The organism is Branchiibius hedensis (genome assembly GCF_900108585.1).
Taxonomy (GTDB): Bacteria; Actinomycetota; Actinomycetes; order Actinomycetales; family Dermatophilaceae; genus Branchiibius; species Branchiibius hedensis.
Genome location: NZ_UESZ01000001.1, coordinates 835,458 through 853,682 on the forward strand (window position 1 = coordinate 835,458; position 18,225 = coordinate 853,682).

Below are 18,225 nucleotides of genomic sequence, written 5' to 3' on the forward strand. Positions count from 1 at the left end.
GGCAGCGGGTCCCGGGGTGCCTTCCGGGGGGAAGGAAGGTCCGGATGACGGTCGTCGTCACCTACGCAGACTCTGCCGAAAGCACCGCCGCGTTGTACGCCGCGGCGGACGAATGCGGCCGACGGCGGCTGCCGCTGGTCGTCGTTGATCTCGGCGGTGCCCCGCAGCCGATCAGTGACGTCACCACCCGCCTTGCTGCACAAGGCCATTCGGTGGACGTGGTGCACCCCGACGAGGTAGCGGACACGGTCGAGGAAGTTCTGCGGGTGGTCGCTCAGCGACAGGCCGCCCTGCTGGTGATCGGTCTGCGGCACCGCACGCCGGTCGGCAAGCTCATTCTCGGATCGGCAGCGCAACGACTGCTGCTGGATGCCGCCTGCCCGGTGCTTGCCGTGCGGCCCGGGTTGCGCTCGGACGAAGAACCGCAAACAGGGCTCTGACCAGCGATGTTGCCGGGCTCGGAGCGAGTTCCTGGAGGCCTGCGGAATGATCTGGGCGCAAATGGGTTTTATAATGGTGACCAGCGCATTCCGCAAGGGGGACTTCCCCGCCCCGGAGATGCTCCCCAACACTGACCCAGAAGTCGTCGCGATCGATGTGAACGACCGCGTTCGTCGTGCCGTGGACCCCACCGCGGTCGTCGGAACGGCTTCTGCATGTCCTGGAAGGTAGCGAGTGACCTCAGTGTCGAAGACCCAGACAGCGCCGGCTGACGCCGTCGAGAACGCCAGCACGGCGAAGGCCGACGGGAAGGCTCCCGCGAAGGCGACTGCCCGGAAGACGACCGCCAAGAAGGCACCGGCCAAGCGGGCCGCCGCGAAGACAACGGCGAAGGTGGCCGGCGCAGCAGCAGCTCCGGCCAAGAAGGCTGCGGCCAAGAAGGCGACGACGGCCAAGGCCGCGGCGAAGAAGACCAGCGAGAAGGCTGACGCGGCCGGTGACGGCGAGGACACTGCGGAGGACATCGACCCGGACGAGGAGATCGAGCTCACCGAAGAGGTCCTCGTCGAGGAGACCGCTGCCGTCGAGGGCGCCACCGACAGCACCGACGCGGAGGACACCGCCGACGGCGAGGAAGCGGCCAAGCCGGCCGCCGCCGAGGAGAGCGAGTCGGCTGCGTTCGTCATCCGCCAGGACGACGAGGACGACGCCCCCGCCCAGCAGGTCGTGACCGCCGGTGCCACCGCCGACCCGGTCAAGGACTACCTGAAGCAGATCGGCAAGGTCGCCCTGCTGAACGCCGAGCAGGAGGTCGAACTCGCCAAGCGCATCGAGGCCGGCCTGTTCGCCGAGGAGAAGCTGAACTCCGGCGACAAGATCGAGATGAAGCTCAAGCGTGAGCTGTGGTGGATCGCCCAGGACGGCAAGAAGGCCAAGAACCACCTGCTGGAGGCCAACCTGCGCCTGGTGGTCTCCCTGGCCAAGCGTTACACCGGTCGCGGCATGCTCTTCCTCGACCTGATCCAGGAGGGCAACCTCGGTCTGATCCGGGCGGTCGAGAAGTTCGACTACACCAAGGGTTACAAGTTCTCGACGTACGCCACGTGGTGGATCCGTCAGGCGATCACCCGGGCGATGGCCGACCAGGCCCGCACCATCCGCATCCCCGTGCACATGGTCGAGGTCATCAATAAGCTGGCCCGCGTCCAGCGGCAGATGTTGCAGGACCTGGGTCGTGAGCCCACGCCGGAGGAACTGGCCAAAGAACTCGACATGACCCCGGAGAAGGTGGTCGAGGTCCAGAAGTACGGCCGCGAGCCGATCTCCTTGCACACCCCGCTGGGTGAGGACGGCGACAGCGAGTTCGGCGACCTGATCGAGGACTCCGAGGCCGTCGTACCTGCCGATGCGGTCAGCTTCACGTTGCTGCAGGAGCAGTTGCACTCGGTCCTGGACACCCTGTCCGAGCGGGAAGCTGGCGTCGTGTCGATGCGCTTCGGGCTCACCGACGGCCAGCCCAAGACGCTGGACGAGATCGGTAAGGTCTACGGCGTCACGCGCGAGCGGATCCGCCAGATCGAGTCCAAGACGATGAGCAAGTTGCGCCACCCGTCGCGCTCGCAAGTCCTGCGCGACTATCTGGACTAAGCCAGCGTCTCGCAAACCCCGGAAACTGCGTCATTCCAGCACTTTGGTGCCTGACACGCGTCACGGTAGCAGTGCACAGCGCTGTTAGTACAGATATCGTTGACCCGTGAGCGTGTCGGACGTGTCGTCGACCGGGGATCTGCGACCACTGGTCGATTCCTGGGTGCTCTCGCTGCGCTCGGATCGCAAGTCACCCGCGACGGTCAAGAGCTACACCGATGGGGTGGCCCAGTACCTGGAGCTGTGCGACGCCCGCACGCTGGCCCCGCTCGACCGGGACAGCCTGCGGGCGTTCGTCACCCAACTGTTGGACGACGGCCGGGAGCCGGCGACGGCGCGATCCCGGCAACTGGCGGTCCGCAGGTTCACTGCGTGGCTGACCGAGGAACGCGAGATCCCAGCAGACCCGTTCCTCGGCGTGAAGGCGCCCAAGCTCGACAGCAAGGTGATCGAGCCGCTGAGTGAGCAGCAGCTTCAGGCGCTATTGAAGGCATGCCAGCCGCCCAAGGGCGCCGACAGGGCCGCTGAGCTTCGCCACCGGCGCGATGAAGCCATCGTGCGGTTCATGCTGGAGACCGGCGCTCGGGCTGGGGAGGTCGTCGCGCTGCAGGCCGCAGACATCGACCTGCAGGCCGGTACGGCGATCGTGCGCCGCGGTAAGGGCGGCAAGGGCCGGATGGTGCCATTCGGCCCGCACACCGCCAGGGCGATCGACCGCTACCTGAGGCTGCGCCGGGCACACCGCCTGGCGGCCACGTCACCGGATCTCTGGCTGGGGGACCGCGGCAAGAGCTTCACCTATGACGCGCTGCACAAAACGCTGCGCCTACGGGCCGACGCTGCTGGCATCGAAGGCTTCCACCCGCACCGGATGCGCCACACCGCCGCGCACCGGTGGCTGAAGGCCGGCGGCAGTGAGACCGGTTTGATGGCGGTGGCTGGCTGGACCCGGCCCGACATGCTGATGCGCTACACCAAGGCGCAGGCCGCTGAGCGCGCAGCGGAGGAAGCACGCGGCTTGAACCTGGGGGAGCTTTGAGCCTCTACGACCAGTTGTTAGGTTCGGTCTCCGCCGATGCCCCCAGGCCCCTTCGCGAGCAGGAGCGATCGCGTGTTGTGTGCAGCTGTGGGGGCGTGATTGCCATTGTTCATGCTGATCACGACGGTCTATCCGCGTGGCTCTCTGGATACCGCCACACCAGGGTGGGTTCGGCTGAGGTGATCAAACAGGCGGCGCTCGACGATTCTGAGCGGGTGGTCGAGCGTTACCAAGAAGGAAAAACACTCGATGAGGGCTTTGACCGTGAAGTCCTATCGACAGTGTTGGCCCTGCTGGACGTCGAAACCGATGCCCTGGCCGGGCAGGTCGAGCGCCTGCGAGTTCCGCAGCGCGCGAGGCGGATCACAGGGCTCGCCCAGCGATGGGATGAGATCGAGGCAGAAGCTGCGTCCGATGGGCACCAGCCCGGAGAACTGGCGAACATGGACGCAGGCTGCCCCAAGTGTCGAACAGTGAACCACGTTGGTAGGGCTCTAGTCGGAATTGACCGGTCCGGGCGGCATGCCCCGAAAACCGTTGTCGGCCAGCGGAGTTCGTGGAGTGTTGCCACCTTCAGTTACCAATGGCCGCCCGAGGGGGTGGCGCAGCGACTGTCGCTCTACCGGTCGTTGCATGCGTTGTGTGTATGATTCGAGCACAACGCGCGCCGGGAGCCGGCAAACCCGTTGCTGTGAAGTAGCGAACACAGCAGGTCCCACGTCGGGACTCCTTTCAAGGGGTTTGCTGTGCCGAGAGCTACTAGCGAAGCGCGTTTGGTCGCTTCAATCGCTGCCCATACTTCGTGGGCGAACACCGAGAACCGTTCCGCGAGAACGGCTCCCGCACGTCGTGCGCTCGATGAGAAGTTCCTAGCCGAGGCCGGGGGAGATCCGGCCCGCGCTGAGCACCTGCGTAAGGCGCACTTCCAACGACTCGCGCTGAAGTCCGCGCAGTCGCGTCGCCGCGCCCGTGAGGCTACTGCAGCCGCACAGGCGGCCGAGGCCGAGTTAGACCAGCTGACCGGCGGTGACGCGGCGTGAGGGCAAAAGATAGCCGCCCGGCGGACCGGGCGGCAGGCGATCACGTGGGCGCGGGATCTGAGGCAATCGTACCGAGCAGCAACAGGATTCGCACGTCACGCACTCAGTACGTCAACCTGATCGGCAAGCAAGAGCCGGACCTGCGGACCCGCGCGAAACGCCACGACTATGCGCTGCTGGTCCTGGCCGAGCGGGCCGATGGTGTGATCTGCTCCCAGATCTACACGAACCTGCTGGCAGCTGAGCGGAAGGTGCACCGCACCCGATCCCGTGGCCTACATGCGTCGGTGGCGCTGGTGCGCTTGGTGTCGGTAGCCAGCACTGAGGCTGAGTTGTTCGGCGGTGAGATCCGATGAGCGCCACGACCAATCCCGTTGCTCTGCTGGACCTTTCACCCGATGAGCGGGTCAGTTACCGGGCCGCGTACGGCCACGGTTACGCCGATGGTTGGAAGGCCGGGGTCGCGTTCCAGCGGCGCTCGGATGAGTTGACCGAGCAGACCCGCGCCACGATCACGGCCGGCATCGAGGCATTCCGGGCCGACCACGAACGGCGCCGTGCTGCGATCGGTGGTGGTGCTCGATGATCGAGGCCTATGACGGGCCGGTGCCAGCACCGGATGACCCGACCACCAGCGAGTTGCTGGACCAGGTGCACGCGGTGTTGACCCGGTATGTGGTGTTGCCCTCACCGCAGGCCACCGATGCGGTGGTGTTGTGGATCGCAGCGACGCACGCGCTGGCGGCGTTCCAGCACGCGCCGCGGTTGGCGATCAAGTCACCAGAGAAGCGGTGCGGCAAGTCCCGGTTGCTGGATGTGATCGCTGGGTTGTCTCATCGGCCGCTGCTGAGCGTGAATGCGACGGTCCCAGCGATCTTCCGGGCCATCGGGCAGGACGCACCCCCGACCTTGTTGATCGATGAGGCTGACACGTTGTGGGGCACTAAGCGCGCGGCCGAGCAGAACGAGGATTTGCGGGCACTGGTCAATGCTGGCCACCAGCGTGGCCGTCCTGCCCTTCGGTGTGTCGGGCCGCAGCAGACCCCGACGGAGTTCGCCACGTTCGCGATGTGCGCGCTGGCCGGGATCGGTGACCTGCCGGACACGATCACCGACCGGGCGATCAACCTCACGATGCGCCGGCGACGTGCCGATGAGTCGGTCTCCACGTTCCGGACCCGCCGCGATGGTCCCGTGCTGGATGATCTTCGCCGGCAACTGCAGGTCTGGGCGCCGGGGATGATCGAGGCCCTGACGGTCGCTGAGCCGGTCATGCCGGTCGAGGACCGCGCCGCGGACACCTGGGAGCCATTGGTGGCGATCGCGGACCTAGCCGGCGACCAGTGGGCGGCTCGCGCCCGGGCCGCGTGCGTGAAGCTGACCAGCGAGGCCGACGCCGACGACGAGGAAGCATCGCTGAACACCCGGCTACTGTCCGACGTGCGGGCAGCGTTCGGACCCGGGGTCACGTTCTTGTCGGCAGCGGATCTCATCGCCAATCTGCAGTTGGTCGAGGACGCACCCTGGGGTGAGTGGGATCTCAACGCGCATCGGCTCGCGCGACGGTTGAAGCACTTCAACGTCAAACCCGTCCGCAACCCGGCTGGTAATGCCCGCGGCTATCGGATCGACGATCTGACCGACGCGTTTATCCGCTACCTGCGTCCGAAACCGTCAGAAGCGTCAGAACCTGCGGAATCCCGGGCCATTCCGTCTGACACTTCCGGTGCGTCTGACACATCGAACCGTCAGGCCACACCAAACCGTCAGGCCGACTCCCCAACGGGCACAAGGGATCTGACGGTTCTGACGCATCCTGACGCACCCCCCGGTAGAAAGTGTGCAGACTGCGACTCAACCGACGTCGCGGCCGGTCGGGTCCGTTGCGCTCAACACCTGGCCACGTTCCGTGCGACCGGCGGGAAGGTGGCCCGATGACCTCCCGCGCGACCGCCGGCGCCGAGGCCCGGGCGACGTTGGCGAGAGCACTGCTCACGATGGCTACTTACGGCGAGCGACCGGTGTGTTCCGATGCGCCGCAGTTGTGGATCAGCGACGACGCTGAGGACCGTGAGGGTGTCAAGGTCTGGTGCCAGTCCTGTCCGCTGATCGAGCCGTGCGCTGCTGCAGGCCAGTTCGAGAAGCACGGGGTCTGGGGCGGCCTCGACCGGACGATGCGACCGGGGAAGGAGGCGGCATGAGAGTTCGCGTCATCGGCTGGTCAGATCTTGGGGTCCTTGCCCGGGCTGACGGTGTGCAAGTGCGTGTCCGTCGCCGTCCGGATGGGTCCGCGGATTGGATCTGCCGGGCGTGCGGCACTTTCCCCGGCCCGGGGTGCGATCACCTGCAGGCGTTGGCGCACACCCCATCGGACCCGGCGCGCCGCTGGGAGAACCAAGGAGGCACCAAGCAATGAGCAGTAACCGACCACCGAAACACGTTGCGCATGCGCTGCTAGCCGGCGCCGGGCAATCGGTCACCATCACCAACACCGAGTTGGTGGAGGACTGCGACGGCACCCCGGCCGGGGTCAGCGTCGAAACACGAGAAGCAACCCTTGCGGTCACCCCGGCCGCGCTGGGCTGGACGCAGGACGAACTAGATAACCCGGAGGTAATCGAATGAGCACCAACGAAGTTGAGCAGGGCCCGACCGTCGAGCAGGCCGTCGAGCAGGAGGAGGCGGTACAGGAGGAGGTGGTACAGGAGGAGGCGGTACAGGAGCAGGACGGCGACGAGGCTGGGAAGGCTGGCCGGGAGGCCGCGAAGTACCGGCGGGCGTTGCGGGACACCGAAGCGCAGCGCGATGCGCTGGCCCAGCAGGTGGCCGGTCTGCAGCGCGCGGCCGTCGAGCGGGTTGCAGCGGCGCACTTGGCCAAGCCCGAGGCGTTGTGGGTTGCCGGGGTGGACCTGGCCGACCTGCTCGACGGTGCCGGGGTGGTGGACGAGGAGAAGGTGCGGACCGCGGCGCGCGAGGCCGCCGACCGGCTCGGGCTGTCGCGGCCCCTGGGCAACTACGTCCCCAAGGAAGGGCAGCCAACCCGGGCCGACCCCGGCCCTTCCTTCTCCGACGCGTTCCGGCATAGCGGGCGCTGAGCGAAACACCGACCGGCCCGGTATCCTTTGCATAGTCGCAGGATGCCGGGCCGGTGGTCTGCCCCGCGGCAACGACTGCCCCAGGTTGGGCAGCGGTGAACGGCCGGGCCGCACCGCGTGAAGTGACAACACACTTTCGCGGCTGGTCCCTGGCCGCATTCATCGAAGGAGAGCCAACAATGGCTACTGAAACAACCCTGACAAGTACCGATGCCTGGTCCCCCGATGTCACCGGGTACGCCGCGGGCGACATCATCCCCGACGCGCTGGTGCTGCAGTGCTCCACCGTGCTGGGCAAGATCGAGGGAGACGAGCCGTTGCTGCGGGTCGCCTACATCGACGACGCTGCAGCCGATTTCGTCGCTGAGGGAGCCGTCATCCCCGAAGCTGACCCGAGCCTGTCTGAGGTCACCGTCGCCACAGGGAAGGTCGCGCAACTGGTGCGACTGTCCCGGGAGCAGTACGTCAACGGGCAGGCCGCGGGGAAGCTGTCGGACTCGGTGCGCCGCGCCGTGACCACCCGGGCCAATCAGGCGTTCCTGTCGCAGGCGGCACCGACCGCCCCGGCGGTCACCCCGCCGGCCGGCATCACCAACGTCACCGGGATCACCAGTGGCGGCGCCGTCGCCGGGTCACTCGACAAGCTGGTCGATATCGTTGCCGGGATCGAGACCGCCGGCGGCACCCCGTCGCAGGTGCTGCTGTCGCCGACCGCGTGGGCCTCGCTGTGCAAGTTCAAGACCGGGACCAGTTCGGCGCAATCGCTGATCGGTGCCGGGGTCGAGCCCGCGCAGCGGCAACTGCTCGGGGTGCCCGTGGTGGTTACGTCCGCGCTGACCGGCAGCAACGGGCTGGTGATCGACCGTGCCGCGGTCGTGTCGGCTGTCGGTGACGTGATGATCGCGACCAGCGAAGAAGTGTTCTTCGCCTCCGACTCCGTGGCCGTGCGGTGCACCTTCCGGTTCGGTGCAACCGTGGTCAAGCCGGCACGCGTCGCCAAGTTCACCGTGACCGCCCCGAGCTGATGCCCACCATCACCCGGTTGATCTGGCGGACCGCGGCGATCGGGCGACAGATCCCGCGGACCTGCTGGGTTACCTCACCGGAGGCAACGACCACCGTGTGCGGCCGGCCTGTCCCCGAAGGCGGACCTGCAACCGGGGTCAACTGCCCCGACTGCCGCGCCGCCGCGGCATTCATCACCGGCCACTGACCCGAACGGCCGGGCGTCAAACCCGCCACCACTTGCAGGCGGGCAAGGTGTCGAGGGCGATCCTTTCGGGCACGATGCCCGAGCCCACAGACGCACCTGCGCCCGGCTGTCCTGACCCCCAGGGGAGGTACTCCCCACCCCCGCGACCGGTGGCAACCTCCCGGATAGGGCCTCATATCCCCCCGGGTCACCCCCCTACCCGCTCAGGAGGTGCTGCGATGGTTGATGCGAGCCGTGCTGACCATCTGCGGGCGATGATTGCGGGCGCCGAGGAGCGAATGCTGTCCGAGTCGTGCTCGGATCAGAACTACGCCGTTCTAGGCCGAATGCGTGCCGAGTTCCTGGCTCAGCTGGAAGCGTTGGAAAAAACCTCGGAGGGGGAACAGCCCTATCCGGGAGGTTGCTTGCCCGCCCGGGGTGGGGGGTCATCCCCCCTGGCCGAGGATGACCGGCTGCCACGGAACCGCGAGGTGCTGTCGTGTCGCAGCTATCACGAACTGGGACGGATCATCGAGCGGTTGCAGCGGGCCCGGGAGGCAGTGGGCGATCCGTCACAGTTCAGTGAGAAGTAACGGATAGCGGCCGCTTGGGAGACGGTGGCAACTTTCCACCGTCTGACCGCGCACCCGTGGGCTGGACCCTTCCCGACCAGCACAGACGAGCGGCCCACCTGACGGCGGGCATAGGTGTAGGACCCCCTCCCAAAGCCGGACCAGCCTTGTCCTCACCCGGCCACGACCAATGGCCCGGCCACTTGTTGTGGTCGAGCTCGATCGTCTACCCACGAGCAGCCGTGCACTGCTGCTGGTGGGCGCCCGTCGCCGGTTCGGCGGGCTGGGTCCTGTTACCGGGGCCGTCCGTGTTGGTGTCGCTGCTGGTGGCCTGTCTGGCGCAGCGTGACCGTTCGGCAAAGTTGGCCGAACGGTCGATGTAAGGGTCTAAACGCTCCTTAGATGCTTTTCACGGTTGGTCGTGAATTTCCCGGAGCCGGGAAAATGGTTGAGCGGGGTACTCGCTGAGTGCGTACCCCCTGCGGTCGAGGGTTACCCGTTCGCCGGGTACCCCGTGGGGGTATCAGGATTGCTGAGACCCCTTTTTCGTGGCGCCACGCAGAAGTCTTTTCGGTGCCGTCACCGAGAAGGTGCCCGGCGCCGGGAGGCTTCACCGGCCGGGGTCGCGGCCCCACTTCGCGCGGAACTCCCGCAACCGCCGGTTGTAGGACGCAATGCACCGCTTGCAGTCTCGACGTCGGATGCCACGGCCGTGACCTTCGCCTTGCCGTTGCTGGTGATCGTCGGAGTGTCCAAGTTGGACACTCCGGTCCTGCTGGCGATCACGGCTGCTTGCCTTCGCGGATGCCACCCAAGATCCGGTGGTAGACCGCGACGCAACGAGCGCAGTCGTCCTTCTGCAGCCCACCGCTCTGGAACACGGTCACAACCTTTGGCTGGCGAGGGTTGTGCGATACCCAGACGCCGCAGAACGAACGGCACGGCAACTGGTGGATGGTGGCGAACTCCAGGGCGTCGGTGTTGAAGAGGTGCTCGACCTTGCGGCGCTTCTTGCGCGGCTTCTCCACCGGGGTGACGGTCGGGGCCTGTTCGGTCCAGGTGACCACCTGTTCAGCCACGGCGACCAGCCCCGACGTACGCCACGGGTTGCACGGTCAGCGATGCGTCCGTGCAGACCTGATCGACGTGAATGGCGCCGATCCGGGCAACCGTCGCAACGTCGTGGCCGGTGGTCTGCCAACCACATGTTGAGCAGCTGGCGTGCCAGCGTGGCCCGTCGAGCCTGCCCGTCGTCGGCCTCACCTTCGCGTTCATCGGGAACCACCACCAGCGTTGCGCTGCACGTTGGTCGGCTCGACGACGCAGAACGCGTACCCCCGGTACACGTCCACCGAGTCCCGGTCAGCGATAGACCAGCCGTTCGCTTCGATCGCGCCGAAGAAGTTCCCCAGGCTGGGGAACCGGTCAACCTCGGCCCCGAGCCGGTTACGGTCGCTGGTCGCGTCCTGGTCATAGACCACGACGTCGGTGCGGGTGACTCGTGAGCCTCCCAGCCGCCACGACCTTGCGGTGCCCTCGCTGGTCTCCCAGGCCAGGAACCGGCCCTCAGGGAATGCCCGGCTCATCGGGAACCACCTCGAGTCAGCCAGTGCAACCGCAGACCGCAGCCCACGGCACCGAACATAGCCGCGACGATGCCGGCCCCTTGAAGATGCGCGGCGATGTCACACCACGCGGATAAGATCGTGCCCACGATCAGACCCTCCAGTCTGTCGTCAGACCCCCGGAGATTGCTGTCTCGCGGGGGTCGCCCCTAGTCGGGGATATTTCGCACCACAGTGCTTCGGGATGACCTCAGATTCCGCGGGATTACTGGGAAGTGAGCACAGCGCTCAGCCGTCCCTAGTGCGCGACTATCTGGACTGACGACGCTGAGCGAGGCGGAGGTTGTGGGCGAGCGCTAGCGAGCACGCGGCCGGAGCCGAGGTCGAGGTAGTCGGTCCGATGGGACTGGACTGACGAAGTACCCAGACCTCAGCGACGCCGGTCCGCCCACCAGCGGGCCGGCGTTCGCATGACCCGGACGCCGGCGTCGCGTAGCGCGAAGAACGCACTGCGCGGCCACAGCGCGGCCCGCAGGCGCATCGTCGCCGACGCCGATCGACGTACGTCGTGGACGAGTTCTTGGGCGTCCTGCCGAAGGTCGAGGCGGTCGTCGGCGCTACCGGCGTACCGCGCCTGCTCCAACGTTTGCACGGCTTGCCGCAAGGCGCGCTGACCGTCGCCGCTGAGGTGCAACTCATTGCGGTAGTGCCGTTCGAGGGCACGCGGGGAGCCCGGCGGTGGCGCGGACGCGCCCAGATCAGACAGATCCCACACCAGTTGTTGCCATTGGGCCTCCACCCGCTGCGGTGCCGGCCGGTCAACCGCAACGCTCTCGCGGCGCCGCCGCGCGAGAATCGGCAGAACCACGGCGCCCGCCCCGCCGATCGCGATCACGGCAAACAACCAGCCCGCCCAGCCCAGCCAGGCCGGCGCCCGGTTGGCGGTGGATGAGCCGGCCGGCGTCACCGGGGCGGAGGAGGACGATGCGGCGCCGCTGGTGGCGCCCGCGGACGAGGAGTCGCTGTCGTCCTCGCTCGGCTGGGCGTTGCGGCTGACCCCGGTCTGCTGATCCGCGGTGTACCCGGGCGCGTTGGTCGCTCGGATCCCCGGCGTGGGTTCGAAGCGGGTCCAGCCGATTCCGCTGAACCACAACTCCGGCCACGCGTGGGCGTCGGACTGCACGACGGAGTACTGGTTTGCGGTCCCCGTGGGATCGCCGGGCAGGAACCCCACGGCCAACCGGGCCGGGATGCCGTCGGCGCGGGCCATCATCACCATTGCGCTGGCGAACTGGGTGCAATACCCCTGTTTGGTCGCCAGGAAGTTGCTCAGCGGATCCAGCGGCTGTCCGTCGCTGTCGCGGCGGGTCTGCGCCAGTTGCAGCGAGTAGGTGAAGCCGCCGCTGCTACGCAGGTAGTTCTGGATGTTCTTGGCCGTCTCCCACTGCGTGCTCGCCCGTAGCGGCGCCAACGTGCGGCGCACCGCCGCCTGCGACGCCTGGTCGACCGCGAGGGCGGGCTCGGAGATCTCCGGGTCCAGGCGCTCGCCGTCGCTGGGCTCCTGGTTGTCCTTCAGAACCCGGTAGGTGAGGCTGTAGTCCTTCACCGTGCCGGAGGGCTGGACGCTTCCCGTGCGTTCGTCGAACAGCCAGACGTCCCGGTTGAGGTTGGCCGTGCGCAGCGGGTACGGCGCGGCGAGGAATCCGGAGGCCAGCGCGCTGCCGGTGACTTTCAGTGAGGCGGTGGTGAACCGCGAATCAGCGTCGGTGACCCCGGGAACGGGCAGCACCGTGTTGTTGTCGCTGACGACCGCCGAAGTCACAGCCTCGTCCGGGACCCAATGCCCGTCGCGGTAGGTGGAGGTGACGGTCACTCGTAGCGGTGGGGTCACCAGCGACGAGGTCGAGTAGGTCAGCACCGGGGAGGGATTGGTGCTGTTCAGGTCGGCGCTCAGATCCAGATCGGTCGCGAACCCGATGGTGACCGGCCCGTCTCCGGTGCCCCGGGCCAGACCCTGGGCGAAGAAGTGCGCCGATGCATGGGGGATCACGGTCGGTAGCAGGGCTGCAGCGATGATCACGGGTACGGCGATCAGCCGGGCTGCGTGGCCATGTCCCGACAGGGGCGACTCCAGGGTGCGCGGCCGCAGGGCACGCGTGCGGACCGTCACGTCTCGTTGCAGGTCCTGGGCGTGCTGGGTCGCCACCATGGTCAACCACAGCGCGGCCAGGGCCACGAAATAGACCGGGTTCAGGCCGATGGCGGTATTCGCCGCCGAAATAAGGAAGGCGCCCAGCAACGGCACGCCCGCCAGCACCGGCGCGCGCAGGGTCGCCGCGCAGATGTCGGTGATGAGCGCGAATCCGGTCACCGCGAACGCGATCAGGAACCGCAGCCCGACGGTGGCCGGGGCCGGGGGAGCAGCGACCTGGACGGTGTGGATCCCGTCCTCGATCAGGGCGCGGGCCGCGTCGACCAGAACGGTCGGCGACAGCGTGTGCGGTAGATAGATCAGCATGATCGCCACGACCGCAAGCAGCAACTGCAGCAGCGGGATCAGGGCCGCCGGCGTGCGTAGTGCGCGCAACGCAATACCGAGCGCGGCAACGCCGACGACCAGGGCCACGATCGGCCAGATCCACGGACCGACCTCGATCAAGGACGTCAGCGGCCACGCCGCGATCAGCGTGGCCACCGCTGCCAGCATCGCCTGCGCACTCGCCGTACGCCTCATAGGGCACCCACCCGGATCAGCGATCGACGACTGACTTCCTGCCACGCGTCCAGCACAGTGGTGTGCGAGCGGACCACGCACACGCGCCACCCGGCGCCCGCCAATGCGGCTCGCAGCATGGCCGCTCCGGCACTGGGCGCGGCGTCCGGATCCACGAAGGTCGCCGTGTCGAGGATGAAGGCAAGACCTGAAGCGCCGGGTTGCCGCATCGCCGCAATGTCATCGACCCGGTCCTCGACGTCGGTGAGGATCGCCACGACGATGGCACCGGTGCGCACGGCCTCCCTCGCGCGCAGCCGCAACCGGCGGAACGTCTCCCCGTCGCAGGTTTCGGCGGTCGCCAGTCGGCGCAGTTGGTCATCTGGTTCGCCGGGTGTGTCGACGCTGAGGTCGGCCAGGGTCTCGGGCGTGGCCAGGTGCACGGAATAGTGCAACTCCGCGAGGCGGACCACCACGGAGGCAGCGCAGCTGACCGCCCATTCGAAGGAATCCTGCGGAGCAGTCCCACGGTGGCCGGCACTGCGTGCGTCGAGCAGGACCAGGGCGGACCGCCGGCTCGGCCGGTCTTCCTGGCGCACCATGAGCTCCCCGCGGTGGGCGGTGGTCTTCCAGTGCACTTTGCGCAGGTCGTCGCCTTGGTGATAGGCCCGGATGCTGACGTCTTCGTTGCCGTGCAGCGCCACCATCTGCGGGGTCTCGCCCTCGCTGCCGATCCCTGCGCCGGGCGGCTGCGCCGTGCCCAGGGCGGTGACCGTGGGTAGGACGATCAACTCGTCGATGTGTTGGTCGGTGCTGCGGCGTCGGGTCAGACCGAACGGATCCTCGATGACCCGTGAGCTGGGCCCCAACCGGTGGGCGCCGCGCACGTTGCCCTGGACGACGTACTGCAATTGCTCCGCGTCGTGCGGGCCGATCGCGGGCAGCACGAACTCCTGGGACTCACCCAGCCGGGGGTCCACCTGCTCCCGGACCCGGGACACGCCGTTGCGCCGGTCGGAGGGGTTGGCTGCCGTCACGGTGACGGTGGCGCGCTGGCCCCGGCCGATGAAGGTCGGCTGCACGGTGCGGGTGATCCGCAACTCGCCGGACGCGCGCCGGGCGATCACCGCAGTGACCCCTAGGAGCAGCAGGAGAAGCAGCCCCAGCCGCGTGATGTCGGTGTAGCCAAGCAGGATCCCGGAGGCGCTCAAGGCGATGCCGACACCCAGCAGGGTCCAGGCGCGGGCAGTGAGCACGACTCAGCCGTGCAGATCGCCGGCCGGCACGGCGACGCGCCGGCTGATCTCGTGCAGGACGTCGGAGGTGCCGCGGTGCAGATGCTGGTTGTCGCTGGACAGCATCACGCGATGGGCCAGGACCGGCACGAACAAGGCCTGGACGTCCTCGGGAATGACGTAGTCCCGACCATCGAGGGCGGCACCGGCCCGGGCCGCGCGCAGCAGATGCAGGGAACCGCGCGGTGAGGCACCCAACCGCAGGGCGGGTGTGCTGCGCGTCGCCGTGACCAGGTCAACGATGTACTGCCGCAGCGCCGCACTCGCGTGCACCTGGGCGACGCGGTCGATCGCGCGAGCGACCGTCGCGCCGTCGGTGACCGGTTGCAGATCGCCCAACGGGTCGTGCTCGCCGTGCAGGTCGAGCATCGTGGCCTCGGCCGCCGCCGTGGGATAACCCATCGAGATCCGGGCCATGAATCGGTCCCGCTGCGCTTCCGGCAGCGGAAAGGTGCCCTCCATCTCGATCGGGTTCTGGGTCGCGAGCACCATGAACGGCCGCTGCAGGTGGTAGGTGCGGCCATCGACGGTGACCTGCTCCTCCTCCATGCACTCCAACAGCGCCGACTGCGTCTTGGGGGAGGCGCGGTTGATCTCATCGCCGACGACCACGTTGGCGAAGATCGCACCGGGCCGGAACTCGAACTCGTGAGTGTCCTGGTTGAAGACGCTGACGCCGGTGACGTCGCTCGGCAGCAGATCCGGCGTGAACTGGATCCGGCGCATCGGGCAGTCGATCGCTTTGGCCAGCGATTTGGCCAGCATCGTCTTGCCCACCCCGGGCACGTCTTCCACCAACAGGTGGCCGCGGGCCAGGAGAACGATCAACGCCGTGCGGATCGCTTCGGGTTTGCCTTCGATGACCTGGCTGATCGCACCGTGCAGCGCGGAACTGAGGTCCTGCACCTCCGACAGCGACATCGCCGAGGGGTAGGAATCCGGTCCCGGGTGGGGGCCGGCGCTGATCGAGCCGTGCTGGGTGGGGCTGGCTGACATACCCAAATCCTGCCATTTTCCTCCGCCGTCCGTGCCCTCCACCGCGCTCCACCACCGCATCGGGGGTGGCTGCCGTGCGGATCGAACCGCTCCGGAGGACCGGAAGTGGCCGGTTCCTACGGGTCCGAGCGAAGGGGGAGACCAGATTCCCTCCACCACCGTCGAACAGGCTTTGACCTGCGAAAACATTCCAAAAAAGGGCGATTTGTCGGGCTAGGTGGGCGACACAGAGGAGCAGAGTGGAGTAAAGTGGAGCATGCGGGAGTGAGTTGGTGGGCGGTGGATCCGAAAAGGGTCTGCCCAGGCGAAGACCAGGAGGTGGACCGACGATGTTTCTCGGCACCCACCACCCGCGCCTGGACGAGAAGGGCCGGCTGTTCCTGCCCGCCAAGTTCCGCGACAAACTCGCCGGTGGCCTGGTCATGACCCGCGGTCAGGAGCGGTGCATTTACATCTTCACGACGGACAAGTTCGTGGACTTCACCGCCGGCTTGCAGTCCAGCCCGATCACCAACGCCGAAGCCCGTTCGTTCCAGCGGGTGATGCTCTCCGGTGCCACCGACGACATCCCCGACAAACAGGGCCGGGTCACCGTGCCTGCGCTGCTGCGGCAGTACGCCGGCCTGGACCGCGACTGCACGGTGATCGGTGTCGGCGACCGGGTCGAACTGTGGGACACCCAGCGGTGGGAGCAGTTCGTCGCGGGAGCCGAGGAAGACTTCGCCGCTCGCTCCGAGGAGGTGATCCCCGGAGGCCTCTTCTGATCGATCGCGCTGACCGGTGGCCTCCAGCCGTCCGGAACGTTCCGACATCACTTCCCCGATGCCGGAGCGACGGACCCGGCGGCTGGGGACCAGCGACCAGCGCGAAGCACCGCCCATTCCGACCCCCCCCGAAAGGAGCAGCCCGATGAGCAAGGACACCGCCGACCGGCATCTGCCGGTCATGCGTGACCGCATCGTCGACCTGCTCGCTCCCGCCCTGGACCGACCGGGGTCGGTGTTCGTGGACGGCACGCTGGGCATGGGCGGGCACACCGAGGCGATCCTGCAGCGCCTGCCGCACGTGACGGCGTACGGCGTGGACCGGGACCCGCAGGCCCTGGACCTGGCCGGCGCCCGACTGGCCTCCTTCGGAAAGCGCTTCATCGGCGTACACGCGGTCTACGACCAGGCGTTCACGGCGCTCGCCGACCTCGGGGTCGACGAGGTGGACGGGGTGCTGTTCGACCTCGGGGTCTCATCCCTGCAACTCGACGAGGCAGATCGGGGTTTCGCCTACGCCCAGGACGCGCCGCTGGACATGCGGATGGACCAGACCACGGGCGTCACCGCCGCCGACGTCCTGAACACCTACAGCAGCGCCGAGTTGGAGCGCGTCCTGCGCGAGTACGGCGAGGAGCGGTTTGCTCGCCGGGTCGCCGTCGCGATCATCCGCGAGCGCGAGCAGGCTCCGTTCACGACCTCCGCCCGGCTCGTGGCGGTGCTTCGGTCGGCCATCCCGGCGGCCTCGCAGCGCACCGGCGGCCACCCGGGCAAGCGGACCTTCCAAGCCCTGCGCATCGAGGTCAACTCCGAACTGGACGTCTGGCGCGCTGCCCTGCCGAGCGCCATCGACCACCTTCGGCTCGATGGCCGGATCGCCGTCTTGTCCTACCACTCCCTCGAGGACCGCATCACCAAGCAGACGCTCGCCGCTGGCGCCAAGAGCACCGCACCCCCCGGCATCCCGGTCGAGTTGCCCGAGCAAGCGCCCTACCTGCGCTTGCTCACCCGGGGCGCCGAAACCCCCACCGACACCGAAATCGCACACAACCCGCGGGCCGCCTCGGCCCGGTTGCGCGCCGCAGCGCGTATCCGCACCACCGAAAGGACGTCCGCATGAGCCAGTTGAGCCTCGCACCAACCCCTGTCCGCCGGGCAGGAGCCCCAGCACGTACGGCGCTGCCGGCCCCTCGGCGTACCGGCAAGGCCGCTCGTCCCGGCTCCGCGGCCGCCAGCAAGGGCGGTCGTCGCACCACGGCGGTCGTCGCCCCGCCGCAGACCCGCGGTGTCGGCATCGGGTTCGTCGCGATCTGCCTGCTGGCGATGGTCGGCGGACTGGTCGCGCTCCTGCTGCTGAACACCCAGCGTGCGCAGCAGTCCTTCGCCCTTGACCGGCTGCAGTCCCAGTCCGCGTCCCTGGCAGCGACCCAGGAATCGCTGGACAGCCAACTGGACGCGGTGTCCGCACCGCAGCAATTGGCGTTGCAGGCCCAGGTCCAGGGGATGGTCCCGGCCACCTCGATCCGCTTCGTGGACAGCAATGGCAAGACCGTCGGCGTGGCGAAGGGAAGGGCCTCCACGAGCCCCTTTACGGTGGGAACGCTCCCGAGCACCCCGGCGTCGAAGGTCGCTGCCCTTGCGGCCAACGCCGCCAGCGCAGGAGTGCAACTCCCGGCAGCGCCACCCGCGACCACACTGGCCACGGTGCCGCCGGCTCTGCCGAGCACGCCGTCCGCCACTGCCACCCCGAAAGCCACCCAACCCACCGCCAAGTCCACGCCGAGCGCCTCCGCCACACCCGCTGCGAAGGCGTCCGCCAAAGCCACGGCCGCACCCACCAAGTAAGCGAGCGTGGGCAGGCCACGC

Annotated in this window: 22 protein-coding genes; 16 read left to right on the forward strand and 6 right to left on the reverse strand. The window is 68.0% G+C overall.

Annotation, left to right across the window (positions count from 1 at the left end):
• The first annotated feature begins 44 nt into the window (after positions 1 to 44).
• The 13 genes from DR843_RS04115 (at position 45) to DR843_RS04180 (ending at position 9,047) form a co-directional block, all read left to right on the forward strand.
• Positions 45 to 440, forward strand: coding sequence for a universal stress protein (locus tag DR843_RS04115; RefSeq protein ID WP_109684230.1), 396 nt, complete (start codon positions 45 to 47; stop codon positions 438 to 440).
• A 235-nt stretch (positions 441 to 675) separates the two neighbouring features.
• Positions 676 to 2,088, forward strand: coding sequence for an RNA polymerase sigma factor (locus DR843_RS04120; protein ID WP_109684231.1), 1,413 nt, complete (start codon positions 676 to 678; stop codon positions 2,086 to 2,088).
• Between the two features lie 106 nt (positions 2,089 to 2,194).
• On the forward strand, positions 2,195 to 3,127 hold the full coding sequence (locus tag DR843_RS04125; RefSeq protein WP_109684232.1) for a tyrosine-type recombinase/integrase: 933 nt from the start codon (positions 2,195 to 2,197) through the stop codon (positions 3,125 to 3,127).
• Positions 3,124 to 3,777, forward strand: coding sequence for a hypothetical protein (locus tag DR843_RS04130; protein WP_146202474.1), 654 nt, complete (start codon positions 3,124 to 3,126; stop codon positions 3,775 to 3,777). The genes DR843_RS04125 and DR843_RS04130 overlap by 4 nt, the downstream gene beginning before the upstream one ends.
• Positions 3,778 to 3,900: 123 nt before the next feature.
• Positions 3,901 to 4,167: a hypothetical protein gene (locus DR843_RS04135; protein WP_170119738.1), complete on the forward strand. Its 267-nt coding sequence runs from the start codon at positions 3,901 to 3,903 to the stop codon at positions 4,165 to 4,167.
• A complete protein-coding gene (locus tag DR843_RS04140; RefSeq protein WP_146202475.1) occupies positions 4,164 to 4,523 on the forward strand; it encodes a hypothetical protein in 360 nt (119 codons plus the stop codon). Before DR843_RS04135 ends, DR843_RS04140 begins: the two co-directional genes overlap by 4 nt.
• Positions 4,520 to 4,753 carry a hypothetical protein gene (locus DR843_RS04145; RefSeq protein WP_109684236.1) on the forward strand — a complete coding sequence of 78 codons (234 nt, stop codon included), beginning with the start codon at positions 4,520 to 4,522 and terminating at the stop codon, positions 4,751 to 4,753. Before DR843_RS04140 ends, DR843_RS04145 begins: the two co-directional genes overlap by 4 nt.
• Positions 4,750 to 6,105, forward strand: a complete 1,356-nt coding sequence (locus DR843_RS04150) for a DUF3631 domain-containing protein (protein ID WP_109684237.1) — start codon at positions 4,750 to 4,752, stop codon at positions 6,103 to 6,105. Before DR843_RS04145 ends, DR843_RS04150 begins: the two co-directional genes overlap by 4 nt.
• A complete protein-coding gene (locus tag DR843_RS04155; protein ID WP_109684238.1) occupies positions 6,102 to 6,368 on the forward strand; it encodes a WhiB family transcriptional regulator in 267 nt (88 codons plus the stop codon). The genes DR843_RS04150 and DR843_RS04155 overlap by 4 nt, the downstream gene beginning before the upstream one ends.
• Positions 6,369 to 6,579: 211 nt before the next feature.
• Positions 6,580 to 6,792: a hypothetical protein gene (locus tag DR843_RS04160; protein ID WP_109684239.1), complete on the forward strand. Its 213-nt coding sequence runs from the start codon at positions 6,580 to 6,582 to the stop codon at positions 6,790 to 6,792.
• Positions 6,789 to 7,262 carry a hypothetical protein gene (locus DR843_RS04165; protein WP_109684240.1) on the forward strand — a complete coding sequence of 158 codons (474 nt, stop codon included), beginning with the start codon at positions 6,789 to 6,791 and terminating at the stop codon, positions 7,260 to 7,262. The genes DR843_RS04160 and DR843_RS04165 overlap by 4 nt, the downstream gene beginning before the upstream one ends.
• Before the next feature lie 179 nt (positions 7,263 to 7,441).
• Positions 7,442 to 8,287: a phage major capsid protein gene (locus DR843_RS04170; protein WP_109684241.1), complete on the forward strand. Its 846-nt coding sequence runs from the start codon at positions 7,442 to 7,444 to the stop codon at positions 8,285 to 8,287.
• Between the two features lie 406 nt (positions 8,288 to 8,693).
• Positions 8,694 to 9,047, forward strand: a complete 354-nt coding sequence (locus DR843_RS04180) for a hypothetical protein (protein WP_109684243.1) — start codon at positions 8,694 to 8,696, stop codon at positions 9,045 to 9,047.
• Positions 9,048 to 9,808: 761 nt separating this feature from the next.
• Here the strand turns inward: DR843_RS04180 and DR843_RS04185 are convergent.
• From DR843_RS04185 to DR843_RS04205, 6 genes are all read right to left on the reverse strand, one after another.
• Positions 9,809 to 10,105 carry a hypothetical protein gene (locus DR843_RS04185; RefSeq protein WP_109684244.1) on the reverse strand — a complete coding sequence of 99 codons (297 nt, stop codon included), beginning with the start codon at positions 10,103 to 10,105 and terminating at the stop codon, positions 9,809 to 9,811.
• The gene (locus tag DR843_RS19745; protein ID WP_146202476.1) at positions 10,098 to 10,301 is read right to left on the reverse strand and encodes a hypothetical protein; all 204 of its coding nucleotides are present in this window, start codon (positions 10,299 to 10,301) and stop codon (positions 10,098 to 10,100) included. Before DR843_RS19745 ends, DR843_RS04185 begins: the two co-directional genes overlap by 8 nt.
• Entirely contained in the window at positions 10,298 to 10,612 is a 315-nt protein-coding gene (locus DR843_RS04190; protein ID WP_109684245.1) for a hypothetical protein, read from the reverse strand. The genes DR843_RS19745 and DR843_RS04190 overlap by 4 nt, the downstream gene beginning before the upstream one ends.
• 409 nt (positions 10,613 to 11,021) lie before the next feature.
• Complete coding sequence (locus DR843_RS04195) at positions 11,022 to 13,325, reverse strand: transglutaminase TgpA family protein (RefSeq protein WP_146202477.1); 2,304 nt, start codon at positions 13,323 to 13,325, stop codon at positions 11,022 to 11,024.
• Positions 13,322 to 14,560 (reverse strand): DUF58 domain-containing protein, encoded by a 1,239-nt coding sequence (locus DR843_RS04200; protein ID WP_109684247.1) that lies wholly within the window; start codon positions 14,558 to 14,560, stop codon positions 13,322 to 13,324. Before DR843_RS04200 ends, DR843_RS04195 begins: the two co-directional genes overlap by 4 nt.
• A gap of 3 nt (positions 14,561 to 14,563) precedes the next feature.
• Entirely contained in the window at positions 14,564 to 15,595 is a 1,032-nt protein-coding gene (locus DR843_RS04205; protein ID WP_172461482.1) for an AAA family ATPase, read from the reverse strand.
• 329 nt (positions 15,596 to 15,924) lie between these two features.
• Here DR843_RS04205 and mraZ point away from each other — a divergent pair, with 329 nt between their 5' ends.
• The 3 genes from mraZ (at position 15,925) to ftsL (ending at position 18,204) form a co-directional block, all read left to right on the forward strand.
• Positions 15,925 to 16,359 carry a division/cell wall cluster transcriptional repressor MraZ gene (mraZ, locus tag DR843_RS04210; protein ID WP_109684248.1) on the forward strand — a complete coding sequence of 145 codons (435 nt, stop codon included), beginning with the start codon at positions 15,925 to 15,927 and terminating at the stop codon, positions 16,357 to 16,359.
• 145 nt (positions 16,360 to 16,504) lie between these two features.
• On the forward strand, positions 16,505 to 17,479 hold the full coding sequence (gene rsmH / locus DR843_RS04215) for a 16S rRNA (cytosine(1402)-N(4))-methyltransferase RsmH (RefSeq protein WP_245933982.1): 975 nt from the start codon (positions 16,505 to 16,507) through the stop codon (positions 17,477 to 17,479).
• Positions 17,476 to 18,204, forward strand: a complete 729-nt coding sequence (ftsL, locus tag DR843_RS19750) for a cell division protein FtsL (RefSeq protein WP_146202478.1) — start codon at positions 17,476 to 17,478, stop codon at positions 18,202 to 18,204. Before rsmH ends, ftsL begins: the two co-directional genes overlap by 4 nt.
• Positions 18,205 to 18,225 lie beyond the last annotated feature (21 nt).

What these genes read in the sequence shown, in the direction of transcription:
- DR843_RS04190 (WP_109684245.1), bottom strand. Translation starts at nt 10,612, where the DNA reads ATGAGCCGGGCATTCCCTGAGGGCCGGTTCCTGGCCTGGGAGACCAGC.
- DR843_RS04165 (WP_109684240.1), top strand. Translation starts at nt 6,789, where the DNA reads ATGAGCACCAACGAAGTTGAGCAGGGCCCGACCGTCGAGCAGGCCGTC.
- DR843_RS04155 (WP_109684238.1), top strand. Translation starts at nt 6,102, where the DNA reads ATGACCTCCCGCGCGACCGCCGGCGCCGAGGCCCGGGCGACGTTGGCG.
- ftsL (WP_146202478.1), top strand. Translation starts at nt 17,476, where the DNA reads ATGAGCCAGTTGAGCCTCGCACCAACCCCTGTCCGCCGGGCAGGAGCC.
- rsmH (WP_245933982.1), top strand. Translation starts at nt 16,505, where the DNA reads ATGAGCAAGGACACCGCCGACCGGCATCTGCCGGTCATGCGTGACCGC.
- DR843_RS19745 (WP_146202476.1), bottom strand. Translation starts at nt 10,301, where the DNA reads ATGAACGCGAAGGTGAGGCCGACGACGGGCAGGCTCGACGGGCCACGC.
- DR843_RS04115 (WP_109684230.1), top strand. Translation starts at nt 45, where the DNA reads ATGACGGTCGTCGTCACCTACGCAGACTCTGCCGAAAGCACCGCCGCG.
- DR843_RS04180 (WP_109684243.1), top strand. Translation starts at nt 8,694, where the DNA reads ATGGTTGATGCGAGCCGTGCTGACCATCTGCGGGCGATGATTGCGGGC.
- DR843_RS04170 (WP_109684241.1), top strand. Translation starts at nt 7,442, where the DNA reads ATGGCTACTGAAACAACCCTGACAAGTACCGATGCCTGGTCCCCCGAT.
- DR843_RS04145 (WP_109684236.1), top strand. Translation starts at nt 4,520, where the DNA reads ATGAGCGCCACGACCAATCCCGTTGCTCTGCTGGACCTTTCACCCGAT.
- DR843_RS04205 (WP_172461482.1), bottom strand. Translation starts at nt 15,595, where the DNA reads ATGTCAGCCAGCCCCACCCAGCACGGCTCGATCAGCGCCGGCCCCCAC.
- DR843_RS04160 (WP_109684239.1), top strand. Translation starts at nt 6,580, where the DNA reads ATGAGCAGTAACCGACCACCGAAACACGTTGCGCATGCGCTGCTAGCC.
- DR843_RS04195 (WP_146202477.1), bottom strand. Translation starts at nt 13,325, where the DNA reads ATGAGGCGTACGGCGAGTGCGCAGGCGATGCTGGCAGCGGTGGCCACG.
- DR843_RS04150 (WP_109684237.1), top strand. Translation starts at nt 4,750, where the DNA reads ATGATCGAGGCCTATGACGGGCCGGTGCCAGCACCGGATGACCCGACC.
- mraZ (WP_109684248.1), top strand. Translation starts at nt 15,925, where the DNA reads ATGTTTCTCGGCACCCACCACCCGCGCCTGGACGAGAAGGGCCGGCTG.